General features: G+C 61.0%; 23 protein-coding genes. 10 read left to right on the forward strand and 13 right to left on the reverse strand.

From position 1 onward, the window contains the following. Window positions 1-21 precede the first annotated feature (21 nt). From S4A8_RS17340 to cutA, 12 genes are all read right to left on the reverse strand, one after another. On the reverse strand, window positions 22-561 hold the full coding sequence (locus S4A8_RS17340; protein ID WP_353221097.1) for a superoxide dismutase family protein: 540 nt from the start codon (window positions 559-561) through the stop codon (window positions 22-24). Next, window positions 558-1,577: a hypothetical protein gene (locus tag S4A8_RS17345; protein ID WP_353221098.1), complete on the reverse strand. Its 1,020-nt coding sequence runs from the start codon at window positions 1,575-1,577 to the stop codon at window positions 558-560. Before S4A8_RS17345 ends, S4A8_RS17340 begins: the two co-directional genes overlap by 4 nt. After that, on the reverse strand, window positions 1,574-4,207 hold the full coding sequence (locus tag S4A8_RS17350; RefSeq protein WP_353221099.1) for a galactose oxidase-like domain-containing protein: 2,634 nt from the start codon (window positions 4,205-4,207) through the stop codon (window positions 1,574-1,576). The genes S4A8_RS17345 and S4A8_RS17350 overlap by 4 nt, the downstream gene beginning before the upstream one ends. Before the next feature lie 274 nt (window positions 4,208-4,481). Next, window positions 4,482-6,074: a bifunctional phosphoribosylaminoimidazolecarboxamide formyltransferase/IMP cyclohydrolase gene (gene purH, locus S4A8_RS17355; RefSeq protein WP_353180601.1), complete on the reverse strand. Its 1,593-nt coding sequence runs from the start codon at window positions 6,072-6,074 to the stop codon at window positions 4,482-4,484. Between the two features lie 90 nt (window positions 6,075-6,164). Further along, a complete protein-coding gene (gene fis / locus S4A8_RS17360; RefSeq protein ID WP_353180600.1) occupies window positions 6,165-6,422 on the reverse strand; it encodes a DNA-binding transcriptional regulator Fis in 258 nt (85 codons plus the stop codon). Between the two features lie 86 nt (window positions 6,423-6,508). Then, a complete protein-coding gene (prmA, locus tag S4A8_RS17365) occupies window positions 6,509-7,396 on the reverse strand; it encodes a 50S ribosomal protein L11 methyltransferase (protein ID WP_353221100.1) in 888 nt (295 codons plus the stop codon). Continuing rightward, a complete protein-coding gene (gene accC / locus S4A8_RS17370; RefSeq protein WP_353221101.1) occupies window positions 7,389-8,744 on the reverse strand; it encodes an acetyl-CoA carboxylase biotin carboxylase subunit in 1,356 nt (451 codons plus the stop codon). The genes prmA and accC overlap by 8 nt, the downstream gene beginning before the upstream one ends. A 147-nt stretch (window positions 8,745-8,891) precedes the next feature. Then, complete coding sequence (gene accB / locus S4A8_RS17375) at window positions 8,892-9,359, reverse strand: acetyl-CoA carboxylase biotin carboxyl carrier protein (protein WP_353221102.1); 468 nt, start codon at window positions 9,357-9,359, stop codon at window positions 8,892-8,894. Between the two features lie 6 nt (window positions 9,360-9,365). Further along, window positions 9,366-9,821 carry a type II 3-dehydroquinate dehydratase gene (gene aroQ, locus S4A8_RS17380; protein ID WP_353221103.1) on the reverse strand — a complete coding sequence of 152 codons (456 nt, stop codon included), beginning with the start codon at window positions 9,819-9,821 and terminating at the stop codon, window positions 9,366-9,368. Between the two features lie 172 nt (window positions 9,822-9,993). After that, on the reverse strand, window positions 9,994-10,539 hold the full coding sequence (locus tag S4A8_RS17385) for a TlpA family protein disulfide reductase (RefSeq protein WP_353221104.1): 546 nt from the start codon (window positions 10,537-10,539) through the stop codon (window positions 9,994-9,996). Continuing rightward, window positions 10,536-12,347 (reverse strand): protein-disulfide reductase DsbD, encoded by a 1,812-nt coding sequence (gene dsbD / locus S4A8_RS17390; RefSeq protein WP_353221105.1) that lies wholly within the window; start codon window positions 12,345-12,347, stop codon window positions 10,536-10,538. The genes S4A8_RS17385 and dsbD overlap by 4 nt, the downstream gene beginning before the upstream one ends. Before the next feature lie 8 nt (window positions 12,348-12,355). After that, window positions 12,356-12,697 carry a divalent-cation tolerance protein CutA gene (cutA, locus tag S4A8_RS17395; RefSeq protein ID WP_353221106.1) on the reverse strand — a complete coding sequence of 114 codons (342 nt, stop codon included), beginning with the start codon at window positions 12,695-12,697 and terminating at the stop codon, window positions 12,356-12,358. A 157-nt stretch (window positions 12,698-12,854) separates the two neighbouring features. Between cutA and S4A8_RS17400 the strand changes: the two genes are divergently transcribed. From S4A8_RS17400 to S4A8_RS17430, 7 genes are all read left to right on the forward strand, one after another. Then, a complete protein-coding gene (locus S4A8_RS17400; RefSeq protein ID WP_353180592.1) occupies window positions 12,855-13,490 on the forward strand; it encodes a peroxiredoxin in 636 nt (211 codons plus the stop codon). Between the two features lie 178 nt (window positions 13,491-13,668). Beyond that, the gene (gene ilvD / locus S4A8_RS17405) at window positions 13,669-15,366 is read left to right on the forward strand and encodes a dihydroxy-acid dehydratase (RefSeq protein ID WP_353221107.1); all 1,698 of its coding nucleotides are present in this window, start codon (window positions 13,669-13,671) and stop codon (window positions 15,364-15,366) included. Window positions 15,367-15,653: 287 nt separating this feature from the next. Further along, on the forward strand, window positions 15,654-15,986 hold the full coding sequence (locus S4A8_RS17410; protein WP_353221108.1) for a hypothetical protein: 333 nt from the start codon (window positions 15,654-15,656) through the stop codon (window positions 15,984-15,986). Window positions 15,987-16,110: 124 nt separating this feature from the next. Further along, window positions 16,111-16,275, forward strand: coding sequence for a YodC family protein (locus S4A8_RS17415; RefSeq protein WP_353221109.1), 165 nt, complete (start codon window positions 16,111-16,113; stop codon window positions 16,273-16,275). Between the two features lie 144 nt (window positions 16,276-16,419). Then, window positions 16,420-17,091: a DUF4145 domain-containing protein gene (locus S4A8_RS17420; protein ID WP_353221110.1), complete on the forward strand. Its 672-nt coding sequence runs from the start codon at window positions 16,420-16,422 to the stop codon at window positions 17,089-17,091. Window positions 17,092-17,186: 95 nt separating this feature from the next. Continuing rightward, window positions 17,187-17,789 carry a hypothetical protein gene (locus S4A8_RS17425; protein ID WP_353221111.1) on the forward strand — a complete coding sequence of 201 codons (603 nt, stop codon included), beginning with the start codon at window positions 17,187-17,189 and terminating at the stop codon, window positions 17,787-17,789. 218 nt (window positions 17,790-18,007) lie between these two features. Then, window positions 18,008-18,658 (forward strand): DUF4145 domain-containing protein, encoded by a 651-nt coding sequence (locus tag S4A8_RS17430; protein WP_353221112.1) that lies wholly within the window; start codon window positions 18,008-18,010, stop codon window positions 18,656-18,658. A 48-nt stretch (window positions 18,659-18,706) separates the two neighbouring features. Here the strand turns inward: S4A8_RS17430 and S4A8_RS17435 are convergent, their stop codons facing one another. After that, window positions 18,707-18,880 carry a hypothetical protein gene (locus S4A8_RS17435; protein ID WP_353221116.1) on the reverse strand — a complete coding sequence of 58 codons (174 nt, stop codon included), beginning with the start codon at window positions 18,878-18,880 and terminating at the stop codon, window positions 18,707-18,709. On the opposite strand from S4A8_RS17435, the gene S4A8_RS17440 reads away from it, so the two are divergent. From S4A8_RS17440 to S4A8_RS17450, 3 genes are all read left to right on the forward strand, one after another. Then, window positions 18,797-19,075 carry an NIPSNAP family protein gene (locus S4A8_RS17440; protein WP_353221115.1) on the forward strand — a complete coding sequence of 93 codons (279 nt, stop codon included), beginning with the start codon at window positions 18,797-18,799 and terminating at the stop codon, window positions 19,073-19,075. The two genes, S4A8_RS17435 and S4A8_RS17440, sit on opposite strands and share 84 nt — an antisense overlap. Before the next feature lie 114 nt (window positions 19,076-19,189). Further along, window positions 19,190-19,390: a KTSC domain-containing protein gene (locus S4A8_RS17445; protein WP_353221113.1), complete on the forward strand. Its 201-nt coding sequence runs from the start codon at window positions 19,190-19,192 to the stop codon at window positions 19,388-19,390. A 125-nt stretch (window positions 19,391-19,515) separates the two neighbouring features. After that, window positions 19,516-20,256 (forward strand): FRG domain-containing protein, encoded by a 741-nt coding sequence (locus S4A8_RS17450; RefSeq protein WP_353221114.1) that lies wholly within the window; start codon window positions 19,516-19,518, stop codon window positions 20,254-20,256. Window positions 20,257-20,308 lie beyond the last annotated feature (52 nt).

Consider the following 20,308-nt stretch of genomic DNA (forward strand, 5'->3'; position numbering starts at 1 on the left):
AGTAAAGCAACGGCCCCGCGTCTATTCGATCACGCCACAGTACATGCGTGCGCCGCCCTTGCCGTGGGCGTGGTTCGACGCCGCGTGGTGCTGGTAGCGGTCGGCGCCCGCGTGGATCATGATCGAGCGCCCGGCGAGATCGGCGACGCGCAGGCGTGGTGCCAGAACCGGAATGGTCGCCGAACCGTCGGGCTCGACCGCGAGATTGGGCAGATCGCCGAGATGACCCTGACCGTAGGGGCCGCCATGCCGGCCGGTATCGTGCGGGTCGTAATGGTCGCCGGCAGCGGCCCCTATCGTCATGTGCCCGTCTTTCGCTGCGGCGCCGCAGTCGGCATGGCTATGGATATGGGCGCCGTGCAAGCCGGGCGGTTCGAGGTCGTGAAGATCGGGCGTCACCAGCAGCCCGTGTTCAGTGTCGGAGAACGTTACGACCCCGACGGATGCGCGGGGCCCATCGTCGCTGAGGCGATGCACTTCGACTGTCTTGGCGGCCGCATTTGCGACCGCGCCCATTGCCAGCGCCAGTGACGCCGCGATGGCGAGGCGGCTGGCGCTCACGGCGCCCGGGCGATCGGCGCCACCGGCTTCCATTCGGTCACGCCTTGGATCGCATCCTCGTGTTCGCCTATCGTCACCGGGATCGACCAGCGCTTGATCACGTCGTCATTGTCATCGGACTCGACCTCACCGAGGTGGCCGATACGAGGATCGACCCAGCCATAGCGTGGCTGGCTCGAAATCTCGGCCCAACTCACGCCATTGCCGGCCTCGTAGCCGGGCGCGCCGGCAGGCGCGGCCTGCTGCCAGGTCGTGCTATGCCGGTTCACCGCCACGCCGCGCTTGTCGAAGCGCAGCATGGGCTCGGCGTCGGCGCCGTGCACCACCAGTGCGGCATCGCCGGCATAGGACAGGAACAGCCCGGCCCGCGCACTGCCGTTCATGGCGCGCACCACAACGTTCGAGGCCAATGCGTTCGTCACACGGGCCTCCGGAATGCCGGTGGGTTCGGGCACGAACTGAAAACGGCCGCTGATGGCGCTGCGTGTATCGCCATATTGCACGGGGATGCGCCATTCGCCGACGTCGGCGCTCTTGCCTTCCCGGCGAACGGTGTCCGCTACGGCGACGGTGTCGGTGCGCAGACGCAAATCGAACCAGCCCCAGTTCGCGGCCGGTTCGACCACCTGCCAGTTCGGTGCGCGAGAGGCATCGGCAGAGAAGGTGCCCGGCGCCATGAGCGTATTGCTGCGGTGAAACGCCGCGGCGCCCAGGTCGGCTTCGACAACGCCGTCGCCGATGCGCAGAAACGCACGTCCGTTGTCATCCAATATCGTCAGCGGTCGCTCGCCCGGATTGGCCACGAGCAGCTGCGGGGCAAGGGTACGACGTAGCTGTACCCGTACGCCCTCGAGCTCGGCCGGCAGCGGATCGAGCACGGCACGCACGGTCGCGTCGTATTCGTTGCCGGAATGCCCGGCATGGCCGTGGGCCAGAGCGCTTGCGCCCAGAAGTATCAGCAGGGTGAAGTGCCGGCTCGTCGCAACGAGCCGGCGTATGGACAGACGGCGCATCATTCGCCGTCTGCCTTGTTGTTGCCGGCGCTTCCGCCGAGATCCTCGGCAAGGCCCTTGCCGGCTTCGGGCAGGCTCGTGGCGGTATCCACGCCCACGCCCGCGGCGCGCTTGCCGGCCTGGGTGAGTTCCTCACCCACCGCGGGCGCGCCCTCGATCAACTCGCCCGGTGCCGGAATGATGCTGGTCACACCGGACAGCAGATCGGTGATCGGCATGATCGGCGATACGTCGTCCGCCGCCTGGCCGCTGCCCAGCAGGCGGTCGCCGGCTAACAGGCCGCCGACCAGCCCTTTGCTGTCTTCGCCGTCGGCAATCGGGGCCGCCGGTTCGGGCTGATTGATCTCACCCTGGCCGGCCGGGTTCGGGGCCACGCCTACGGGCGTCGACACCGACGGTACGCGTTTGCCGTCGGCGGCCTGGAAACTCGCGAACAGCATGTACTGGCCCGCGGGCAGTACTGCGGGGTTGGCCGTCATCTGCACCGTGAGCGTGTTGCCGCTACGCGAAACGATCGGCAGCTCCACGGCGCGTTGGTCGCCGTCGACCAGGTGCGTGGTGGCCGTGCGGCGAATGAGCATGACCTGATCCACGGCCGGGTTGCTCACCGTCATGGTGAAGGTGTCGCCGTTGGTTTCGAGGTCGGTGGGCGCGTTCTCGATCACGGGCCGGTCGCTGCGCATGGCGTAGGGCGGGGTATAGATCTCGAAGGAGGGGTCGCGGCTTTCGTAGTTGGCCAGGCCGATACTGTCGAGGTTGATGTTCGATGCGTAGGCCGTGTTGATCGGCGAATGGCCGCCGACGAGCACGCGCCCGTCGGGCATCAGCAACGCCGTGTTGTGGTAGGTGCGCTTGCGATGCGCTCGCGTCATCACCCGCCAGGTTTCAGTCTGCGGATCGAAGCGTTCGGCTTCGCGGATCGCGCCTTCCGCCCCGGGGACCACCACGCCGTCCCGATCGCCGCCGGAGAAGATCATGACGCTGTCGTCAGGCATGACCACGGAATAGCTGTACCAGCGCGGCCGGCTCAGCGGCCCGGTCAGCCGCGAGGAATAGCGCATGTCGTCGCCGTTGACCTCGACCGTATCGATACGCGAGGACGACACCGGCAGATAGCCGCCGGGGCTGCCCACGGTGACGTAGGTGGGTACACCGCCTGCAGTCAGGAACTCGGCTTCGTGGTAGCCGCCGTTTTCATCCGGGCGCAACGGCAGCATGGCCGAGAAGGTCGACCCGCGCATGCCAGAGCCGATCGTACGTTCCAGCGTGCGGGCATCCACCGGCGTATCGGCGAGTTGCTCGATTGCGGCCGCGGGATTGCTGGCGGTGGTGCCCACCAGATCGCCAAGCAGGCTGGTGACCTGTTTGCCGTTCAGGTTGGTCGGGTTGAGGGTGCTGGTCAGTTCCTTGAGTCCGATTTCGTTGAACTTGAGCGGCAGCCCGGCATAGCCCAGATCGGTCCATTGCTGGGTGTCCGGATCGTAGGCGGCCACGATATTCCAGAGCACCTGATCATAGGCCTGGCCGAACGGATTGAAGGCCTGGCCGCCGGCGTTGTAATAGACCTGGCCGTTGGGCAGCAGGTGCAGGCGCGGGAACAGCGGTAGCGAGCGCTGTGCGGCGTCGCCATTCTCGCTCCAGCGGCCGGTATCCAGGTCGTAGGTTTCGGTTTGCGTGACGTTGCGCCCCGAGTTCAACGGCTGTTCCGGATACACCGGCTTGAGCAGCTTGGTGACACCGCTGGCCACGAACACGTCACCGTCGGCGAGGGTCACGAGGGTGGGGTACCAGCGCCCGAAAGTCATGTCGCCGCTTTGCGTCCACGTATTGCTTTGCGGGTCGAAGATACGCGAGGACTTGAGCCCTTCCAGTTCGACCACGCCCACCGGCAGGCCGTCCACGCCGGGCTCGGTGTAATAGTCGGTGCCGCCCACGGCCATCATGCGGCCATCGGCAAGGAATACCACGTCCGCGCAGAACAGGGCGCCATCGTTCTTCGCGGTGTTGTCGGCGGTGGATAGAATGCCGTCGGGCACACCCGGCAGGCCGCGCGCGATGGTTTCGCTGTCGTTGCCCTGCGGGTTGGCGCCGCCGTCGAGCGGGGAGGGTTTTTTCCACGACGGGGTGTCGTCTTCGCCCAGGCTGAGTACCCGCGACTGATCGTTGACGGTGACCTCGCCGAACTCGGCCACGATCGACAGCTCCACGTTCTCGGTGCCTTCCAGGGCATTGAGATAGACGAAGCGGCCGTCGCCGAGATTGGCCACCGTGCCGGCCGCCGGCTTGCAGCTCAGCGTGCCGTCCTCGCGCGTCAGGCAGCGTTCGTCGGTTTCGACCGTTTTGCCGTCGACCACGAGGGTAGGTTCGGCAAAGGGTTCGCTGAAATGACCGCCGATCTGCGGCGGCAGGTTGTTCGCCTCGGCGCCCCGTGGCGCGGCCGCGGGTCTGGCCGTAGACGCAGTGTCCGCGGATGCCGGAGCCGTATCGGCGGAGTCGCTCTGTGCCGGCGTATCCGGCTTGCCGGCATTGAGCAGCTTGCCCAATACGCCGTCGTCGAGGGCGGCCAGCGCCGGGCTGGATGACAAACAGAAAGCCAGGGCGGCCGTCGTCGCCGCGGACAGGGTCGTGCGCATCGGGTTCTCCTCCGACAACTTCGAGGCATTTTTGTCGTTTTGCCCGAGTCGTTTTATTTGTGATCGGTCGGAAGCAACCGTTAGCACGCGCCAATTAATTGGCGCAAACACGAAATTCGCGTCGGAAAGCCGTCTTTTGCGGCAAAAGGATTTGACGACAAGGGGTTAGCAAGCTGTCAAATTTTTGGGAAAAATTACCCAGATATGTATCGAGCGCCCGATCGGCTCGATCCAGCGCAGTCGGGCCGGGTGTTGCGCCCGGCCCGCAGCGGCCCTAGTGGTGGAAGTGGCGAATGCCGGTAAAGACCATGGCAATGCCGGCTTCATCGGCGGCGGCGATCACTTCGTCGTCGCGAATCGAGCCACCGGGCTGGATCACGGCCTTCACGCCGGCTTCGGCGGCGGCGTCCAGGCCGTCGCGGAAAGGGAAGAAGGCATCCGATGCCATGACCGAACCGGCCACTTCCAGCCCGGCGTCGCGGGCCTTGATGCCGGCGATACGGGCTGAATCCACGCGGCTCATCTGGCCCGCGCCCACGCCGATCGTGCGCCCGTCGCGGGCATAGACGATGGCGTTGGATTTCACGTATTTGGCTACCCGCCAGGCAAACAGCAGGTCCTGTAGCTGGGTGCCGTCGGGCTGGGCCTGGGTGACCACATCGAGCTTGTCGCGGTCGAACAGCAGCGTATCGGCATCCTGTACCAACAGCCCGCCCGCGATCTGGCGCATGGCGAGCTTCGGTTCGGCATCGGCCTTGAAGTCGCCGGTGGCGATCACGCGCAGATTCTTCTTCTTGGCGAAGGCCGCCAGTGCGGCGTCGTCGATGCGCGGCGCGAGGATCACTTCTGCGAACTGGTTCGCCAGAATCTGGTTCGCCGTGTCCACGTCCAGGGTCTCGTTGAACGCGATGATGCCGCCGAAGGCCGAGGTGGGGTCGGTGGCAAAGGCGCGCTCGTAGGCGGTCTTCAGGTCGGGACCGACGGCCACACCACAGGGGTTGGCGTGCTTGACGATCACGCAGGCCGGGGCCTGGTCGAAGGCGCGTACGCAGGCCAGGGCCGCGTCGGAATCGGCCAGATTGTTGTAGGACAGCGCCTTGCCCTGGCATACACGGGCATCCACCAGGCTCGCGGCCACCGGGGTGGAGGCGGCGTAGAGGGCCGCCCGCTGGTGCGGGTTCTCGCCGTAGCGCAGATCCTGGCGCTTGGTATAGGTCGCCGCGAAGCGGGCAGGCAGCACGTCTTCGGCTTCGCTGTCGGGCGTGCTCTCGTCGCCCTGCAGATAGTCGGCGATGGCACGGTCGTAGCCGGCGGTATGGTTGAAGCCCTTTGCAGCCAGACGACGGCGGGTGGCGGTACGCGTGCCGCCATGGGCGCTCAGATCATCCAGTACGGCGTCGTAGTCCGCAGCATCCACGACCAGGGTCACGAAGGCGTGGTTCTTGGCCGCGGCACGCAGCATGGCCGGGCCGCCGATATCGATGGTCTCGATGGCCTGATCGCGCGGGCAGTTCGGGTCGGCCACGGTCTGTTCGAAGGGGTAGAGATTGACCACCACCAGGTCGATGGGCGCGATGCCCTGTTCGGCCATCACGTCGTCGTCCTGACCGCGCCGGCCGAGAATGCCGCCATGAATCTTCGGATGTAGTGTTTTAACGCGCCCGTCCATGATCTCCGGCGCGCCGGTGTGGGCGGCTACATCGACCACCTCAACGCCGGCTTCGCGTAGTACGCGGGCCGTGCCGCCGGTGGACAGGATTTCGACGCCGTGTTGTTCGGCCAGCGTCTTGGCAAACGCGGCGACGCCGGTTTTGTCGGAAACGCTGATCAGGGCGCGGCGGATGGGGGCGTGTTCGGTAGAGCTCACGATAGCCTTTGTCCGGAAAACGGAGTGTGGTCGATTGAAATAAAAACACCCGCTGTGCGGGTGGGAAGATGCGTGCCGTGTATCGGCGGTCTAACGGTCGAGCGCGTAGGTGCGCAATTTCTTACGCAGCGTCCCGCGATTGATGCCCAGCATTTCGGCCGCGCGCGACTGGTTGCCCTGGCTGTAATCGAGCACGCGCTCGAGCAGTGGCTTTTCCACCTGCGCGAGCACCATCTGGTAAAGATCGCGCGGCGGCGCGCAACCGTTGAGCGAATCGAAATAGCGATCGAGACTGGCGCCCACATAATGGCTGAGCGGCTGGGCGGCGTCTTGGTCGATCTTCGACATTCGAAACGGGCGCGTGGGCAGGGACAAGGCGCAAAACTATAACGGCATTTCGCCCGCAGAGAAAGACGACTTTCGGCTATTCGTCGTCATGCAAGGCGGCGCTTGCCGTTCAGGCGGACCCAATCGTCCTCGATGGCCGGCTCGGTGAACGTGAATGCGCGGGTATACGCATTTTGTACGTCGTCGATCTGGCGTGTCAGCAGACCCGAGAGCACCAGCGGCGCGCCAGGCGCGGCGTGGGCGGTGAGCGTGGGCGCGAGTGCGATCAGCGGCTTGGCCAGGATATTGGCGAGCACGATATCGAACTCGCGATCGCCGATCGCATCCAGTGCCGGCGTATGGATACGATCGAGCACGCCGTTGCGCTTGGCATTCTCGCGGGTCGCGCGTACTGCCTGATCGTCGATATCCACCGCGGTGACCGATGCCGCGCCCAGGCGCGCGGCGGCGACGGCGAGAATGCCCGAGCCACAACCGTAGTCGAGCACCTGCTTGCCGGCCAGATCGGCCTCGGCCAGCCAGCCCAGACACAGCGCCGTGGTGGGGTGGGTACCAGTGCCAAAGGCAAGCCCGGGATCCAGACGCACGACGACGGCGTCATCGTCGGCCGCCACCGGGGCATTGTGCGGAGCGATCCAGAGCCGCGCGCCGAAACGGATGGGCGGATGCTGGGCCAGCCACGCGCTGGCCCAATCCTCGTTTTCCAGGCGGTCGATACGAATGGTCGCGTCTGCGCCCAGCGCCTCGCGTAGTGCTGCCTCGATCGGCTCCGCACGGGTGCCGTCGGTGAACAAGCCGGTGATACGTGAATCGGCAAAGGCCGGTTGCTCGTTGGGCGTGTTCTCGACGGTGATGTCGTCGCCGGCATCGAGCACGGTAACCGCTTCGGCGTCGAAGCTTTCGAAGACCGCCTCGGCCAGCGATGCTCGGGGCGTCTCGACGGTAATCTGCAGCCAGGCGGGTCCCTCAGCCACGGCTGCTTTCATCCTTGAGTTTCTTTTCCAGCCAGTGGATCGATACCCCGCCCTCGATATGCGACGGGTCGTGGATGATGCGTTTATGCAGGGCGATATTGGTATTGATGCCCTCGACGACCATCTCCGACAGGGCCATGTCCAGACGCGCGGTGGCGGCATGGCGGGTATCGCCGTGGGCGATGAGCTTGCCGATGAGCGAGTCGTAATAGGGCGGAATGCTGTAGCCGGCATAGATATGCGAATCCATGCGAATACCCGGCCCGCCCGGCGCGTGGTAAGCCTGAATCTTGCCGGGCGAGGGCACGAACGTCTCGGCGTGCTCGGCATTGATACGGCATTCGATGGCATGCCCGCGCAGCTGGATGTCTTCCTGCTTGTAGCGCAGTTCGTGGCCCGCGGCGATACGCAGCTGTTCGGCGACCAGATCCACGCCGGTGATCATTTCCGTGACCGGATGCTCGACCTGGATACGCGTGTTCATTTCGATGAAATGGAACTCGCCGTTTTCGTACAGGAATTCGAAGGTGCCCGCGCCGCGATAGCCGATGCGCTTGCAGGCATCCACACACAGCTTGCCGATATGTTCGCGCTCTTCAGCCGTGATGCCGGGCGCCGGCGCTTCTTCGACCACTTTCTGGTGGCGACGCTGCGGCGAACAATCGCGCTCGCCCAGATGAATCGCGTTGCCGTAGTTGTCGGCCAGCACCTGAACCTCGATATGCCGTGGCAGCTCGAGGTATTTCTCCATGTACACGGCCGGGTTGCCGAAAAAGCTGGCCGCTTCGCGGCGCGCCATGTCGATGGCACCGGCCAGAGCCTTGGCCTCGTAGACCACATGCATGCCGCGTCCGCCGCCGCCGCCGGCAGCCTTGATGATGACCGGAAAGCCGATCTTCTGCGCCAGCTTGCGATTGGCGGCGTCGTCGGCGGTCAGCGGTGCGCCGGAACCGGGCACGCAGGGCACGCCCGCGGCTTTCATTTCCTGAATGGCCGAGGTCTTGTCGCCCATCAGGCGGATGGTTTCCGCGCGCGGGCCGATGAAGATAAAGCCGGACTGCTCCACGCTTTCGGCGAAATCCGCGTTCTCGGAGAGAAAGCCGTAGCCCGGATGAATGGCGCTGGCACCGGCGACTTCGGCCGTGCTCATGATGGCGGCCATGTTGAGATAGCTCTTCGAGCTGTCGGCCGGGCCGATACACACGGCTTCCTCGGCCAGCAGCACGTGTTTTTGTTCGCGGTCGGCGGTGGAGTAGGCCGCGACCACGGGGATATCCAGTTCGCGGCAGGCGCGCAGGATACGCAGCGCGATCTCGCCGCGATTGGCGATCAATACTTTGCCTAGCATGCAAAAACCTCTCTGTGACCGGCGCCGCCAGCCCCTCGGGGCGGCGCGGTCGGTCGTTGTCTGGCAGTGCGCACTCACTGTCCCTCTATCGGGTCGATCGGCTCCGAAAACGGAACACGAGCGACAATCATCGGGTCGAGGTTCGGTTTATCTAACGACGAACAGCGGCTGATCGAACTCGACCGGCTGGCCGTTTTCCACCAGCACGGCACTCACTTCGCCCGCGACTTCGGCTTCGATCTGGTTGAGCATCTTCATGGCTTCGATGATGCACAGCGTGTCGGTGGGCCCGATCTTGTCGCCCACTTCCACGAACGGCTTGGCATCCGGCGCCGGCGCGCGATAGAAGGTACCGACCATGGGCGAGCGCACGATATGGCCTTCCGGGGTGTCGTCTTCGTCGTCGTCGCTGCTGTTGCTGGCGTTACTGGTCTCGGCAGGCGCGGGGGCAGGCGCTGGCGCAGCGGCTGTCGGCTGCGGCGGCGCGGCCGGGATGCTGCCGGGCGCCGGATAGCGGCCGATACGGACCGACTCTTCACCTTCGGTGATTTCGAGTTCGGCGATGCCGGAGTCCTCGACCAGCTCGATGAGCTTTTTGAGCTTGCGAATATCCATGGGGTGCTACTTCTCCTCGGTGGTCTCGGCGGTGCGCGTCATCGCGGCGTCCAGGGCCATGACATAGCCGTGCGCGCCAAAACCGGTGATGGTGCCGATCGCGATATCGGCGATATAGGAATGATGGCGAAACGCTTCGCGTTGCGCGGTGTTGGAAAGATGGATTTCGATACAGGCCAGCTGTGTGCCCAACAGGGCATCGCGCAGGGCGATGCTCGTATGCGTGAATGCACCAGGATTGAACAGCACACAGGCGACGTTTTCATCGCGCGCGGCGTGGATGCGATCGATGAGTTCGCCTTCGCTGTTGGACTGGAAACAGGCGAGGCTGTGGCCGTGTTCCTGTGCGCGCGCTTGCAGGCGGCGTTCTATGTCGGGGAGCGTGTCGTGGCCGTAGACGTCCGGCTCGCGGCTGCCGAGCAGATTGAGATTGGGTCCGTTGAGCAGCAGAAAATGAGCCACGCAGCCCGTCCTTGGATGGCGATGCTCGGAGTCTGCCCCAAGGAAATGGACGTTACAACCGAAAAGAAAGTGTTTTCGCGACCGTTCGCTACCGTATTGTCGATAATTCGGCGACGTTCAGGCCAGCCGCGCCGCATCGCGACGGCCGTTCGGCGGCGTTGTACGCATGGGCTCAGTCTTTGGTCGCAGATGCGCTTTTTTCGAGCAATGGCTGCACGATATCGGACAATCGCGCATGATTCAGCGCACCGGCAATACGAGCGACCACCTTGCCGTCGCGGTCGATGATGGCAGTGAACGGCAATACACCCGCCGGCGCGCCCTCGGCGGTATACCGATCCTGAATACGTGCGCCTTCGGTGGCGTCCGCCAGAACCGGGTAGTTGATGTCGTAGCGCTTGGCGAATTCGGCCGCTGCCACGGGTTTATCGACGGCAATGCCAATAATCTGAAGGCCCTGATCGCCGTATTCGCGCTGGGCGTCGATGAGCATGGGCACTTCTTCGCGGCAGGGCTTGCACCAGCTGGCCCAGAAGTTGAGCACGACCACCTGACCGTCGTAGTCGGCGATCGCATGGGGTTTGCCGTCGAGATCGGCCAGGGTGAAATCCGGCCGGTACGGCTGCTCGTTCGCACTGTTCCAATAGACGAATACACCGGCGACTACGACCGCTGCCAGCAGGCCGATACCCACAATCCGCGCCATCACACGATTCATGAGGGTTGTTCCAGGCGTTGCAGGCGCTCAATGAAACCGGCGCTATCGATTGTGCCAATCAGGCGCTGGTCGGCGGCTTCGCTGCCGTCCGGGCGATAGAACAGCACCGTGGGCGGGCCGAATACGTTGAGCTCGCGCATGAGCGCACGGTCGGCGCTGTCGTAGTCGGTGACATCCACCTGCAGGGCCACTACCTCGGACAGGGCCTGGCGTACCGAGGCTTCGGCAAACAGACCGTGTTCCATCTGTACGCACTCCACGCACCAGTCCGCATAGAAATCCACCACCGCGGGGCGGCCGTTCTCGCGTGCGCTGGCCAGTGCGGCCTGGAGCTGGTCGAGATTGGCCACGCGGGTAAAGGGCGAATCCGTGGTGGCGTCCTTCGAGGCGGTATTCGTCGCGGCGCCGATCAGCGGGGCGAGCGGGCGCAGTGCGGTAGCGTTGTGTGCGCCGGCGAGTACGCCAAGCGTGGCCGCCCCGGCATAGACGAACAACAGGAATGCTACGGCGCGCACAATCGCACGCCCGGCCCGTGCGGCCGGCTCGAGCGTGGACAGATAGCTGGCATAGCCGAGTGCCAGCAACGCCCAGCCGGCCAGGCTCACCGGCGCGGGCAGAATGCGCGTAAGCAGCCACAGGGCGACCGCCAGCAGAATCACGCCGGACAGAATCTGCACCTCGCTCATCCAGGCGCCGGCATGGGGCATCAGCCGGGCGCCGAATACGCCGATGAGGATTAGCGGTACACCCATGCCGAGCCCGAGCATGAACAGCGCCGCGCCGCCGAGCACCATGTCGCCACTGCTGGAGATGTAGAGCAGCGCGCCCACCAGCGGCGGCGCCAGACAGGGCCCGGCAATCAATGCCGAAAAGAACCCCATGAGCGCCGCGCCGGCGAGCCCGCCCCGGCGGGCGCCGATGGCGCTGGCGCGCTGGCGAATCGGGGCCGGCATCTGCAGCTGGAACAGGCCGAAGGCGGCCAGTGCCAGCAGTACGAAGATCACCGCAAAGGGAATGAGTACGGCCGGCATCTGCAGGGCCGCCTGCAGGTTCGCCCCGAAATAGCCGGCAATCACGCCGAACACGGTATAGGCTGCGGCCATCGCCAGCACATAGGTCAGCGAAAGCGTGAAAGCCCGTGCCGGCGTGGCCTGGGCGCCGACGATCAGCCCCGACAGAATCGGGATCATCGGCAGGATGCAGGGCGTGAACGCCAGTAACAGCCCGAACACGAAGAACAGACCCAGCGTGGGTAAGGTGCCCGCGCTCGCGAGCCGGCCGGCCAGATCGTCCTGCTGGGTGAGAAAGCCGCTGTCGCCGGTGTCGGCGTTCGCGGCAAAATTCGCATCCGCCGTGGCGGTGGGTGCCTCCGCGATATCCAGTGTTTTCGTCTGCGGCGGGTAACACAGGCCGGCGTCCGCGCAGCCCTGATAGGTCACCTGAATACGCGCGCCCGGCGGCAGCGGCGTATCGCCCAGCACCGCCAGCACCACGCGCACGCTGTCGCGATAGCTTTCTACCGGGCCGAAGAACTCGTCGGTGTGTTTTTCGCCACTCGGAAACTGGGCATCGCCGGATATGGCCGGCTCGGCGTCGACGAGCTTAAAGTCGAAGGCGTGGCGATACAGGTAATAGCCGTCGGCGATTTGCCAGGTTACGGCCACATCGCCGTCGGCGGTGCGCTCGGCGCTGGGCACGAAGGCCTCGTCGACGGGCAGGAAGTCGTTCGCCGCCGCAGCGCTCGCACTGCACAAGGCCAGCAGACAAGCCGCCAGCGCCAGCAGTACGCGTGCCCGAACTGAATGCATGGCGGCGTTCACGACCGCCCGGTTTGCGCTTCGAGCCAGTCGAGATAGGCCGTGGCGCCTTCGATGATCGGCACCGCCACCATTTCCGGCACATCGTCGGGGTGCAGGGCGGCCACGCGGGCCTGGATATCGTCAATCCGCTCGGCCCGGGTCTTGATGAGCAGCAGCAGTTCGTTGTCGATCTCGATTTTGCCCTGCCAGCGATAGACCGATTCCAAACCGGGCACGATATTCACGCAGGCCGCCTCGTGGTGTTCGACCAGGGCGCTGGCGATCGTGCGGGCGGTTTCGATATCGGGGCAGGTCACATAGACCATGCGGGCTTCGGCGGATTTTTGCGTATCGTTCATGGCGCGCATTCTAGAAGTTTGCGATGCAATGCGCGATAACACGCCGGTCTTGTCCTGCGCGAAGCCGGCCCCAGAATAAAAACCTAAGTGAAAGTTATTTAGTGGCGGCGAAAAGGCACTGTTATAGTCGCGCCACAACAACGATGGAGTATGCGACATGAGTTTGCGACTGGGCGATACCGCACCCGATTTCAATGCCGACACCACGGAAGGCGAAATCAACTTCCACGAATGGCTGGGCGACCAGTGGGGCGTGTTGATGTCCCATCCCGCCGACTTCACGCCGGTGTGCACCACCGAAATCGGTGCGACTTCCAAGCTCAAGGACGAATTCGCCAAGCGTAACGCCAAGGCGATCGTCGTCTCGGTGGACTCGGTCGAGGATCACAAGGCCTGGTCCAAGGACATCGAGGAAACCCAGGGCTGCGGCGTGAACTTCCCGCTCATCGGCGACACCGACCGCAAGGTCTCCGAGCTCTACGACATGATTCACCCGGGCGAGGGTGACACCTCCACGGTGCGTAGCGTGTTCGTGATCGACCCGAACAAGAAGATCCGCATGACGCTCACCTACCCGAAGAGCGCCGGGCGTAACTTTGACGAAATCCTGCGTGTGATCGATTCGCTGCAGCTGACCGACAACTACAAGGTCACCACGCCGGCGAACTGGAAAGACGGCGACGACGTGATCGTCTCGCCCGCGCTGTCCAACGAGGAAGCCGAAAAGCACTTCCCGAATGGCTGGAACGAGCTCAAGCCGTACCTGCGCATGACCAAGCAGCCGAACAAGTAAACGGCGTCTCGCCAGGCCGAGTCGCTTGGTCAGATAAAAGGCGCGGTCTTTCGAGGCCGCGCCTTTTTTGTGTGTACTGCAGTTAGCGCGGCATACTACGGCGCGCGATAACGGGCGCCGCCGAGAGCGCCCGACCGTCACACGCTCCACTTATTCAGATCCACAACGAGAACACATCATGGCCGAGGACACGCCGAAACAGCGCCGCAGTCACGTCGTCACCCAGGGCACTTCGCGTGCGCCCAACCGCGCCATGCTGCGCGCCATGGGCTATACCGACGAGGACTTCAACAAGCCCATCGTCGGCATCGCCAACGGCTACTCGACCATCACGCCCTGCAACATGGGCCTGAACGATCTGGCCAAGCGGGCCGAAGCCGCCCTGGAAGGCGGCGGCGCCAAGTCGCAGATGTTCGGCACCGTGACCGTCTCCGACGGCATCTCCATGGGCACGCCGGGCATGAAGTATTCGCTGGTCTCCCGCGAAGTGATTGCCGATGTCATCGAAACCGCCGTGCAGGGCGAATCCATGGACGGCGTCATGGCCCTCGGCGGCTGCGACAAGAACATGCCGGGTGCGATGATCGGCATCGCCCGCATGAACGTGCCGGCCATCTTCGTTTATGGCGGCACCATCAAGCCCGGCCATGCCTTTGGCGAAGACCTCACCGTGGTCTCCGTGTTCGAAGCCGTGGGCCAGCGCGTCGCCGGCAAGATCGACGACGAACGCGTCAAGACGGTCGAATGCAACGCCTGCCCGGGCGCGGGTTCCTGTGGCGGCATGTTCACCGCCAACACCATGTCCAGCGCGTTCGAGGCCATGGGCATGAGCCTGCCGTATTCCTCCACCATGGCCGCGGAAGACGCCGAAAAGGCGGACAGCGCCGCGCGTTCGGCGGAAGTGCTCATCCAGGCCATCGAGAAGGACATCAAGCCGCGTGACCTGCTCACGTTCGAGGCCTTCGAAAACGCCATCACCCTGATCATGGCCGTGGGCGGCTCCACCAACGCCGTGCTGCATCTGCTGGCGATTGCCCAGGCCGCCGACGTGAACCTCACCATCGACGACTTCGAGCGCATCCGCGCCAAGGTGCCGGTGTTCTGCGACCTCAAGCCCTCCGGGCGTTTCGTGGTCACCCAGCTACACGCCGCTGGCGGCATCCCGCAGGTGCTCAAGATGCTGCTCAACGCCGGCCTGCTGCACGGCGACTGCTTGACCATCACCGGCGAAACCCTGGCCGAAACCCTGGCCAACGTGCCGGACGAACCGCCGAAGAGCCAGAAAGTCATTCTGCCGATGGAAGAGGCCCTGTATAAGTCGGGCCATCTGGCGATTCTGAAAGGTAATCTGGCCGAAGAGGGCGGTGTCGCCAAGATCACCGGCCTCAAGAACCCGGCTATCACCGGCCCCGCCCGCGTGTTCGACTCCGAAGAAGAAGCCATGCAGGCGATCGTGGACGAAAAGATCGTCTCCGGCGATGTCGTCGTCATCCGCTACGAAGGCCCCAAAGGCGGTCCCGGCATGCGCGAAATGCTCTCGCCGACCTCCGCGATTGTGGGTCGCGGCCTGGGCGAAGAAGTCGGCCTGATCACGGACGGTCGATTCTCCGGCGGCACCTACGGCATGGTCGTCGGCCACGTCGCCCCGGAAGCCGCCGTCGGCGGCAACATCGCCCTGGTCCAGGAAGGCGACACCATCACCATCGACGCTCACGAACGCAAACTGCACCTGCACGTCAGCGACGAAGAACTCGCCGACCGCCGCAACGCCTGGCAGCCGAAGCCGCCGAATGCGACTCGGGGCGTGTTGGCCAAGTATGCGAGGTTGGTCGGGACGGCTTCTAAGGGGGCGGTCACTGATCAGGGTAACGACTGATCATATAGCTGCTGCTAGGGCTCGCGAGAAACCCGCTGAACGGCGGGTTTTTTATGCGTGCTCTTCGTGCCATATTACTAGCGGAGGACGCAGTACGTTTTGACCGCTACGAAGACGATAATGCGGAGGTCAGTAGCTTGGTAGGCAATTTGTGTCGACCTAATACGCGCGATAAGACCTGACGTATTGATTTATAAATAAAACGAGGCGGCGTTATGTCGACCATCTGCCGCGTGATATACCTACAAATGTCGTCGAATTGGCGTTAGGCGTTACGAGGAGAGCCGATGGGATTTGTGATCTTCACATTTGTAATCCTGATTGGGGTATTGATGATTTGTTACAACCGTGATGCGCATAAACTGTTCAGTTACATGGCGGAACATCATCGGCAAATATGGGTGCGTTTGGGCTCACCGTCGGCAGCGCCAGGCGAATACGCGGGAACCTGGTCGCCTTCGTGGAATTTCATATTTAGACGCGAATATAGACGCCTCAATGATCCGATCATCAGTCAGTACGGTAAGCGTCTGGTCATCCAAGCGCGGCTTATCGCGTTTTGTTTTTGCGCTGCGTTAGCGGCGCTAATCGCTGCAAATTTTTTTGGCGCAACAGGCTAGGTCGTAATGCCTAACAATCCGCTTCAGTTGACCCATGCTCCGCTGCGCTGCGCACGGCCAACTGAGCGTCGGCGTTAGAGCTAGTAAAAGCAGCAACTGCCGTATTTCTATTGGAGTAAATATAATGTCAGACCAAATTCAACCTGGTGATATCGTCACTCTGAAAAGTGGTGGTCCCGAAATGACTGTGAGTTGGGTCGAAGAAGGCGACGCACTCTGCCAGTGGTTCGACTCAAAAAATATGCCGCAAAGCCAAGTGTACGCTCTTGTCGTTCTAGAGAAATCATAGGCCAAACAGGGATCTAGATGTATTTTAGCTCTAACAGATCGCTGCAGCTGACCGCCCAAAGCGCTGGCGCGCTTTGGGTTCCCTCCGCAGCCTTCGGCCGCTCCGGCGGCAACTGAGCTAAGGCGTTAGGCAAAAGGAGATTGAATGCTTCGATTTTACGGCGAACAGCCTCCGGCCCTTCTTGCAAATTTGAGCGCCGGCGGTATATGCCCGCATTGCAAAGAGGGAACTCGTTTTTCGCAAGCCTCGACGCCGTTCCCTCGTCTACTCAGGCATGATCAAGTAAAAGAATTGGTAGTCAGCTATTTCTGCGAACTATGTCTTCGCGCAATCCCAGTGCATTGGAACATCACGGGGTGGAATGGCGATCACCCCAACGTTTCTAACCCAAAGGCTGTTCTGCCCTCTAAGGAGCTTTTCAATTTCGAGCACGTGCCAAATCGTGTGCAGGGCGAGATCGAGGAAGCCTTAGACTGTCTTTCGGTAAACGCATTTAATGGCTTCGCCGCATTATGCCGTCGTGTCGTGCAGGCAATCTGTGCCGAGCTCGGAGCAGAGGGCTCGAATAAAGTCGAGAAGCAAATCAAACAAATGTTCGAGATAACCGAGTTGGACGACCAATGGGAGGATTTGGCAAAGCAAATTATGCTTGCAGGCCATGACGGCGCGCATCCGCATCTACCTGAGGTAAACAGCAATCGGGCGCAAGTCTTACTGTCTCTCCTTAGAGATCTTTGTTACGAACTTTTCACGCGCCCAGGTAATATCAGAGCATCGGCCGCTTTGAGAGCAGAGGCGATAGAAGATAAGAAGTAGGCCTAACGGTGCGCTGCAGTTGACCGCCCAAAGCGCTGCCGCGCTTCGGCCGACAACTGAGCTTCGGCGTTATGCACCAAGGAGGGTGAGTAGCATTGAAATATAATCGCGAAGACGAGCTACGTAGCAGATTGAATAAATTCCTAGTGAGTAGCTTCGACTTGCCGGAAAGCGATTACTATTCAGCCATGAGCACGCAGAACTTCGTGAGCCTAAAATCGGCGTTATCAGATATAAACAACATTCTGACATTAAAGATTACGTTAGGTTTTTGTCGTTGGCTCGCAAATCATTATTCCCTAGATAAATCTCACGCAGAACAATTGGAAAGTATGGCATTGGCAGCTAAACCGAACGCGAACGGATATGACGTTTGGCTTGGCTACCCAGTCGCTTTTGTAGGTGAGGTCAAATGCAATATACCTATCAATGGCAGCTCAGTTTATGGCTCTGCTCAGAGAGCAGGAATAGAGAAAGATATTTCTGGCCTTATAAACGGAAAGCGTAAAGCGCCGATGACCACCGAGTCGGTGTCAAAATATATCGCGTTCTTAGACGTCCCCGAAGTCCGGGCCGCCAATGAGCATCTGGTAAAGGTCAGTCGAGTATGTCGCGAGTATTTGCTGTTTGCGGGCAATGAAGCTGACCTTAAGCGAACGGATGTGGTTCACGGTATCTATATATCAATTGATGCATAACGAATCGCTGCAGCCGACCGCCCAAAACGCTGGCGCGTTTCGGGTTCCCTCCGCGGCCTGCGGCCGCTCCGGCGGCAACTGAGCTTAGGCGTTATGAGATTTAATCGTTTCGCTCTGTGATCGGGGGAATGGTGAAATTAAGATCGTTTTGCTGGAAATGCGAATCCGAGACGTTCCATACGCGCTTGGCAGTCGCGTATTATCCAAGATCGGTCGAGATGTTTGTGAAGGGCTCAAATGGACGTGTTCAACAACGTGCTTGGGCTGTCCGAGCGGCGTCTTATCAATTCATCAAATGTCTTGGCTGTGAAGCGCCTTCATTATTGGTCGACGAGTACTGGACTGAGACCGCAAATAAAGGCGAAGAAGCGCAGGTTGCGGAGGCTAGGAAGATTCAGCGAGAAATAGATGAATTCGGCTTTGCAAAATCCGCCGAGCTTGCTGAAAGAACAATCTACCCGAAACATTCCCGGGCAGCTTTTGCCGAATGGACTCACGATCTCAGTGAACCACTGATGCTGCATTTCTGGGAAACGTATCAAGCCATAGAGCAAAATATGACGTGGCTGGCTATGATTGGTTTGCGTGCGATCGTCGATGAATTTTGTAATTCACATATTGGTGATATCGGCGGAATGCAAAAAAAGTTAAAAGCTCTCGCTGAACAGAATTTCATCAATAAAAGTCAGTTCGAGGCTCTAGATGCAGTAGCTGGCGCGGGTAATGCGTCAGCTCATAGGGGATTTAGACCACAACTCGTCGATGTAAAGGAATGCATGAAAGTCGTCGAGCATCTGGTATCGCAGGATTTTTTCAGCGATTCATTATCCCAAATACGCGAAACCACGCCTAGGCGGGGAAGCTCATAACAAATCGCTGCAGTTGACCGCCCAAAACGCTGGCGCGTTTTGGGTTCCCTACGCAGGCTGCACCTGCTCCGGCGTCAACTGAGCTTTGGCGTTATGCCCAAAGGAGAAAAAATGGTTACTTGCTACCTGCGATATGAGATCGATCCATTCAAGGTCGAGGAATTCGAGCATTACGCAAAGCTCTGGATTCCGCTCGTAGAAAAGTTTGGCGGCGAGCATCATGGGTATTTCTTGCCGCATGAAGGTGCAAGCAATATAGCTGTTGCGTTGTTTTCATTTCCCAGTCTTGCGGAGTATGAAACTTACAGAACTGAAGCCGCAAAAGATCCAGCATGCCAAGCCGCAATGAAGCATTACAGGGATACGAAATGCTACTTGAGTTACGAGCGTTCGTTTATGAAGCCGGTTTTCGGCTAAGTGCATAACAGAACGCTGCAGTTGACCGCCCAAAGCGCTGCCGCGCTTCGGGTTCCCTCCGCGGCCTTTAGCCGCTCCGGCGGCAACTGAGCTTAGGCGTTAGAGGAAATGGCTATGGAAATGATTGCAGTGAGTTCATCGGCGATTCGAGCCGTGGGGTATGACCCGACAACTCAGCGAATGAATATTCGGTTCCAGCAAGGTCATACGTACTCTTTCTGTCGAGTTCCAGCGAGCGTCTTCGAGGGCTTATTAGCTGCAAGCTCGAAAGGTAGCTACTACGATCGGCATATCCGAGACAGATACCAGTGTTAGGAAGACCCCGAAATCCGTTGGAAAACTACTTAAGTTTCGGTTGTGTCCTCTAACAGGTCGCTGCAGTTGACCGCCCAAAGCGCTGGCGCGCTTCGGTCGGCAACTGAGCTTGGGCGTTAGATTTTATGTCGACTAAAAAGAAAATCTCTTACCCCACGTATAATATCAGCAGCTTAAGTGGCTTTGTCGCTCTCATGGAAGAGCTTAAAGATACAGCCCTCGATTCTGGGAATAATTCGGATTTTATCTTTCGAGGCCAAACCGAAGATAAGCCTCTGAAGCCACGCATTGCGCGACTATCGCCGAAGGGCGAGCTAGACAACATTGAAGATCTTATAAACTCAGAATTTGAACGCTTAAGCCTGCCGTTCGTCGAATATCAATTAAACAGCGAGTGGGACAGGCTTGCCTTAGCTCAGCATCACGGTTTACCGACACGCCTTCTCGATTGGTCATATAGCGCTTTAGTTGCTCTGTGGTTTACCGTAAACAAGCCGCCCAAAGAGATAGATGGATGCGTGTCCGATGGTGTTGTTTGGGTTTTTAAGACAAAGCCGGACGACTTCATCACATTTCCCACGAAGGAAAGTCCGTTCTCACAGGGCAGGACAAGAATATTTCGTCCACGCTCGGTCACCCGACGGATCCTTGCTCAGACAGGTGTTTTCACTTGTCATAAAAGAACAAAAGAAGGTAAATACGTCACGCTAGAAAAGAACCGCAGCTACAAAGGCAGGCTCGTTAAAATATTCATTTCTGGCAGTCAATTTAAAAGTATACGCGGCCATCTTCTGGCTAATGGAGTCAGTCGTCTCGCACTATTTCCAGATCTTGATGGATTAGCGAGGCACCTAGGGGGCTGCTGAAAAACCCCGCCAATTTGCCTGATAATTCGAGCCGAGCGAATTCCTGCAGGAG

Source organism: Salinisphaera sp. S4-8 (assembly GCF_040361235.1).
GTDB lineage: Bacteria > Pseudomonadota > Gammaproteobacteria > Nevskiales > Salinisphaeraceae > Salinisphaera.